Annotated in this window: 5 protein-coding genes; all 5 read left to right on the forward strand. The window is 54.7% G+C overall.

Annotation, left to right across the window (positions count from 1 at the left end):
• The first annotated feature begins 12 nt into the window (after positions 1-12).
• Positions 13-612 carry a DUF4124 domain-containing protein gene (locus ROZ37_RS19755; RefSeq protein ID WP_312662223.1) on the forward strand — a complete coding sequence of 200 codons (600 nt, stop codon included), beginning with the start codon at positions 13-15 and terminating at the stop codon, positions 610-612.
• Between the two features lie 251 nt (positions 613-863).
• Complete coding sequence (locus ROZ37_RS19760; protein WP_312662227.1) at positions 864-2,084, forward strand: ABC-three component system protein; 1,221 nt, start codon at positions 864-866, stop codon at positions 2,082-2,084.
• The gene (locus ROZ37_RS19765) at positions 2,081-2,569 is read left to right on the forward strand and encodes a three component ABC system middle component (RefSeq protein WP_312662230.1); all 489 of its coding nucleotides are present in this window, start codon (positions 2,081-2,083) and stop codon (positions 2,567-2,569) included. Before ROZ37_RS19760 ends, ROZ37_RS19765 begins: the two co-directional genes overlap by 4 nt.
• Positions 2,566-4,527, forward strand: coding sequence for a DUF3732 domain-containing protein (locus ROZ37_RS19770; protein ID WP_312662232.1), 1,962 nt, complete (start codon positions 2,566-2,568; stop codon positions 4,525-4,527). The genes ROZ37_RS19765 and ROZ37_RS19770 overlap by 4 nt, the downstream gene beginning before the upstream one ends.
• Positions 4,528-4,550: 23 nt before the next feature.
• A complete protein-coding gene (locus tag ROZ37_RS19775) occupies positions 4,551-5,360 on the forward strand; it encodes an abortive infection family protein (protein ID WP_312662234.1) in 810 nt (269 codons plus the stop codon).
• Positions 5,361-6,124: the final 764 nt, after the last annotated feature.

The raw sequence follows: 6,124 nt of genomic DNA on the forward strand, positions 1-6,124 counted from the left end.
CTCCACAGGACGATGCGCGAAAAGATGATCCAGTTCCGGCTCGCACGGCGCCTCCTCCCGATCGCTCTGCTCGTGTCGATCACCGCTGCTGCTCCAACAGAAGCGCAGACGATCTACCGATGCGAACAAGGCGGACGAACAACCTACACCGACGCGCCTTGCGCCCGGCCGACGATCCGGCGCGAAGAACCCTCCGCTCCAAGCCCCACCGCGGCGGCCAAACAAACCGTTGTCGGCGGCGGATATGAAAATCCATACGGACCGTGGCACGGCGAAGCACAGTACCAGGTAAAGAACGTCGGGCTGCGCGAAGACGGAACGCATTCTGTCGTACCGCTGACTCTCGACATTTCCGAGGACGGCAAAGTGACCGGCGTCAGCGCCGAAAATGGCTGTCAGATGCTTGGGATTGCAACGCCGGGATTCACGCCGAAGATCCTGAATCTCGATACGACAGTATCGAAGTGCGCAGCGAAGAAAATGAACCGGAGGTATCACGGGTCGCTGAGTATCGATTCCAAAGACCGAACAGCGCGCTTGAATCTAAATACGCTACAAATCGGCATTGGGGTAGGCGTTTTTGGCGAAATTAAGGCCGTGATGCGGCGATGAAAACGGCCGGCCCTTTAAAGTCGAAAACGCTAATACCGGCCCCCGACCTCTTGCTGCTTTATCTGAAGCGGCAGCTTATCGGCCGAAGCGGTCGGTGGCGCTGTCGCTGGACTCGGGCGGCAATGCGCCGGTTACCAGCCCCTGTTTTCTTGGATAGATTTAGGACCAAGTCATGGATAGGCGAGCTTGCGTTCCTTTCATCTTCGCCTTTATCTATTCCGTCAACGAACATTGGACGTAAGGACTCGAACATGGCAGAGGGTTTGACTGACCAGTATTCCGCCGGCGAGCAAGGTCTTGGATACATCTACCAGCCTCGCTTTGCACTGCTTAGGCTCTTGCAGTTGCCAGAGAGCACGTCTGTTTTAATTGAAAAAGACGATGACCTTGACTTCCTTGACAAGGATGGTGTCAAAACACTTGCCTCGCTCAAGCACAAGGGAGTTGGTGATCGGTTGACGGACCTTGCGACGGATTTCTGGAAGTCGGTCCGAATCTGGCTGGCCCGCTATAACCGTGATGGGCGCAGCGAAGCAAGTCTCCGCTTCTTCCTGTTTTCGACGGGCATTGTTTCAGATACCTCATTTTTACAGCGCTTCCTGCCGGAACCTCCGGCAGACGACGCTGCTGCATCCCTGTCACAGGTTGCAACCGACGTTCTGGCCAAGTCCGAATCGAAGCTCATTCGTGACATCGCCACCGAGTTCCACAAACTCAACGATGAAGAAAAGGAAGATTTCCTTTCGCGCATCGTGATCTTTGATGGAAGTCCTCGCATCGAGGATGTGCCTTCAATTATCAAAGATCAGCACATGCGTAGCATCCGGCGCGACAACCGCGATGCCATCTTCGAGCGCCTCGAAGGTTGGTGGAATGACACCATCGTCAACCTGTTGGTCGGCAAACGTGCAGACGCCATCTTCGGCTACGAAATCTCAGACAAGCTTTCCGCGTTTGCCGAGGAATATAAGTCAGACAACCTCCCGATCACCTTCCGAGGGAAGGTGCCCGCTGGAGAAATCGACGCAGACAATGATCCGCGCCTGTTTGTTGTCCAACTGCGAGAAATTGGTATTGCCTCCAACCGTATTCGCAATGCCATATTCGACTACTACCGAGCTTTCGAGCAGCGGTCTTCCTGGGCTCGCCAAAACCTTCTTGTCTCGGGAGAAATGGAAGAGTACGAAGACCGCCTTATTGATGAATGGAGTCGCTACCGGGATGTGGTCTTTGAGGAACTTGATGAGGACAGTGCCGATGCAGTTCTTTTGGAAGCGGGTAAAGCGCTGTATCAATGGGCTGACTTGGAGAGTGGCAATAGCAGCACGCTTCGCATTCGGGAGCGTGTGACTGAGCCCTATGTTGTACGGGGCGGATTCCATATTCTTGCAAACAGCCAACCGCTTCCAAGAGTCTATTGGCACCCACGTTTCCTTAGCCGTATCGGCCAGTTGTTGGGGGCCGCAGAATGAAAAGATGGGATCAGCGACCATTTGAAGTCAAGAATCTTTTCAATCCCGCGTTCTGCGGCATGGTGCTGTTCAGGGCACTGCAAGGCTACGAGGAGGAGAACCCAGACGGCATGCAATTCTCTCTTGCGCTGCTGGTGTTGCCGCTGTGTTTGCAGAAAGACTCTCGCGAAGTGATCGCGGGTAGCTCTCGCAGCTATCTTCTGAAAATCGTCGAAAAGAATCCTCAGTTGCTGGTTGGCTTCGCCGACCGCGCCCGCGACCTGCTGCCGTTTGCGCTCGAAGCTTTCGGCGTGCTGATGGAGCGAGGATGCTTTGTCGTGTCGCAAGATGGCCGGTTGAAGACTGTGCCGAAACGCGTTCGGAAATCTGTGACGGGGACCGATGAGTCCATCTCCTGCCAGCGCGTCGCACGCATTGTTGGAAAAGAGTTTGCTCGCATCGCAGACCGCGTGACGGTGTACACAACCTTTGGAATACGCCCATGAAAATCAAATCGATTCATATCTACAGTCACGACGGGCAACGCCGAGACCTTCAGTTCAAGGTGGACGGCCTGAACGTCATCACTGGTCGTTCCTCCACCGGGAAATCAGCACTCTCAGAAATCATCGAATACTGTATGGGGCGCTCAACCTTCAATGTCCCGGAAGGTATCATTCGCGACAAAGTGGCATGGTTCGCCGTGATCTATCAGTTCGCCCAGGAACAGGTACTGATCGCAAAGCCTACGCCAACCGCTGGTGGTACAAGCTGCAGTACCGCCATGCAGCGAAGGGGAAATCAACTGGCAGTCCCTGACTTTAATGAATTGGCCGTCAACACCGATGACGATGCGGTGGTTTCACTGCTGTCGCGGCTGTTGGGTATCCCCGAGAACCGTACTGATGTTGCGATAGAACACAGCCGGGAAAGCTATGACGCGAACGTCAAGCACACGTACTACTATTTATTCCAGAAGCAAGGCATCGTTGCCAACAAAGATCAACTTTTCTATCGTCAGAATGAAGCGTTTCAGCCGCAGGCGATCCGCGACACGTTGCCGATCCTTCTTGGCATTTCTTCCAATGACCGGTACGAGCTGGAAGCCAAACTGCGCGCGGCGCAGCGAGAGCTGAAGCTCAACGCAAAGCTTCTCGAACAGGCTCGGGACGCCATCGATACGTCCCAGCAGAAGGGAATCGGCCTTTTCTCGGAGGCCAAGACGGTTGGCATCATTGCACCGGAGAATCAACAGGCTGGGCCGGATGGCGTGATCGACGCCTTGCGTACTGCCCTGCAATGGAAGCCGGCCTCGGTTCCTAACGACGACGGTCAAAGAATATCTCGGCTGGAAGAGGAGATTAGCCAGCTACGCAAGGACCGGCGTGAGGTCCAATCCAGAGTCGACGCCGCGCGCCAGTTTTCCAAGCGGGCTGGCGGATTTGAAAGTGAGGCGCTGGAGCAAAAAGATCGACTCGCTTCCATCAAGGCCCTTCCCAAAAACCCTGAGACCGGTGAATGGCAGTGGCCATTCTGCGAAGCGAACCTGGCTCTGGAGTCCCCTGTTGCACAAGTGCTCCTCAAAGAACTGGCAACACTCGACGAAGAAATGAGCATTGTCGCGGGGCAACGCCCCAAATTGCAGGCGTACCTTGCCGAACAGGATGACAAAGTACGCAAGGTCGTGGATGCGATAAATAATAAGGAAGCGGAGTTGTCTGCTGCGATCGCGGCCAACGAAGTGATCGCGCAAATGGGGACGCGCAACAATGCGGCGGCACGGGTTGTGGGTCGCATCAGCTTGTTCCTGGAAAATCTTGTTCCTAATGCGGAGTTGGCGTCACGCGAAGCGGAGCATCGGCGCCTGAAGTTCAAGGTCGAGGAACTGGAGAAGAAAGTCGGTGCTGACGACAGTCACGAACGACTAACTTCGATTCTGAATAACATATCTGCGCAGGTGTCACGGTATATCCAGACCTTCGAGGCGGAGTTCAGCGCCTTTCCCGCACGGCTTGATCTCAACCATCTCACCATCATTTTTGATCGCCCAGATCGTCCGGTTCCTATGAGCCGCACAGGTGGTGGCGAAAATCATCTGGCCTACCACCTCTCGGCGTTATTGGCACTGCATCTTTTCGCCTCGAAGAACAACTGCCCGATTCCTCAATTCCTGCTTATTGACCAGCCTACTCAAGTTTATTTCCCTTCGGAAAAGGTCTACCGAGAAGCGGATGGAACTGTCCAGAAAACGGAGGCGGACGCCGACTTGGCAGCAGTCCGCCGACTGTTCGAGTTACTGCTAAATTTTACGAAGAAGGATGTCCCTGGTTTCCAACTCATAGTGACAGAGCACGCCAATCTTCGGGACCAGTGGTTCCAAGATTCCTTGGTTGAGCAACCGTGGACCAAACCGCCAGCTCTGGTGCCGGAAGACTGGCCCTTGATGTCTAAGCCGAGCTCTTGATCGGGAGAGTTGGAGGAAGAACCGTGACCAACAAAATCCCGAATTCCGTCATTGGTGCCGTGTCATCCGTTCTCGCGCAGTATTACTACAGCCATTCGACATTGAACTCTCTGTTCATGGAAAGTGGGGCACCGGGTAATGTGCCCGAAGGAAACTGCGAAACGAAGTGCAGCAATTGGCTCCGGCGGTGTAACGACGATCCGGCCGTCGACCCACTGCAAGTGCTTGGACAGATCATCCAGAAGTTCATGGACCAGGAGCCCAACGACTGGAACCAGAAGATTGGCCCGGGACAGGAGCGCATCCGGGCAAGTCTGGCGAAAAATCAGTTGGCCTACCAGCTGAATGGTTTCATCACTTTGGTGGGAGCGAGTCCAGCGGCAAAGTCCCTCGCGGGCTATTTCAAGGCAGGTGACTTTTCCTCTATCGAAGCAGAGTTTGATCGTGCCATCTCCCAAGTTGATCGCGATCCACATGCAGCGATCACTGCCGCGAGCGCCATCATCGAAGCCCTGTGCAAGACCTACATTGAGAGGCACGGGCTGGAGATGCCTTCCAAGCAGACAATCGGCCCTCTCTGGAAAGTCGTACAACAGCATCTTGGCCTCAATGTCGATCCCACGTTGCAAGACGACCAGAAGCGAATATTGCAAGGGCTTGCATCGATAGTGGACGGCGTTGGCGCCTATCGCACTCACATCGGGTCAGCACATGGGCGTGGCATCGAGCCTCCGAAAGTTGTTCCGTCAGAGGCCCGCTTGGCCGTTCATGCGTCGCACACCATTGTGATTTTCGTGATGGAGAGGTGGCTTGGGAACAGATTGGCGTGTTGAATTAGAGGCATTTGATTCGTATTGATTGGATCAAAGGAACGAATTTCCTTTCAGAGCCATATCTGACTATGGCAGCCATGCACCGGATTGCTGACAGTGCAGGTGAGGCGGCCGAATATCCACTTCGGCCGAATAGCAGTCAGCGGAAAGTGGGGCGAGACCGCATTTCCCCTTTTACACCTTTCCCCGTCACCCTCCCCGCCTCGCCGCCCCCGCCAGTAACTGCCCCACCGCCTCCATCGGCAACGACACCTCCTCGCCCTCCGGAATCGCCGGCGGGACAAGTTGCGGGGGAAATAGGGGTCAGACCACGTTTCCCCTTTTTGAATATCCCCGGGTACATGAGATTTGACGTTCCAACTGAGGAGAAGAGATGTTTCAAGTAGGAAGCGAGTACACGAGAGATCAAATCCACGCGCACTGTGGTGGGAGCAAGCAGAGCTACCTGCCCACGGTCAAAGGCCAAGTCGTTGCCGCGTGCCTCACGCCGAAGCTGAACCCCCGCGTTCCCGCAGTGATTCTCTGTGGACGTGGACCTGTAATCGCAGCGGCTGGGGTTGCTTTGGCCTCGCAGACCGGCGCAATTCCCGTCTTTGTGAAGCGTGGTGTCAATCGTTGGGAGTATCTAGCAGGGTGTTGATTTACGATAAATCCTAGTATTGGCGGGTATTTCAGGGCTGATATAATTCCATTCGAATCAACAAATCAATAATCTCGATGCGTGGCACCGACCACAAACAGAACGCTCTGTTCAGTTACGTCAA

The organism is Aromatoleum sp. (assembly GCF_032027225.1).
In the GTDB taxonomy this organism is placed as follows: domain Bacteria; phylum Pseudomonadota; class Gammaproteobacteria; order Burkholderiales; family Rhodocyclaceae; genus Aromatoleum.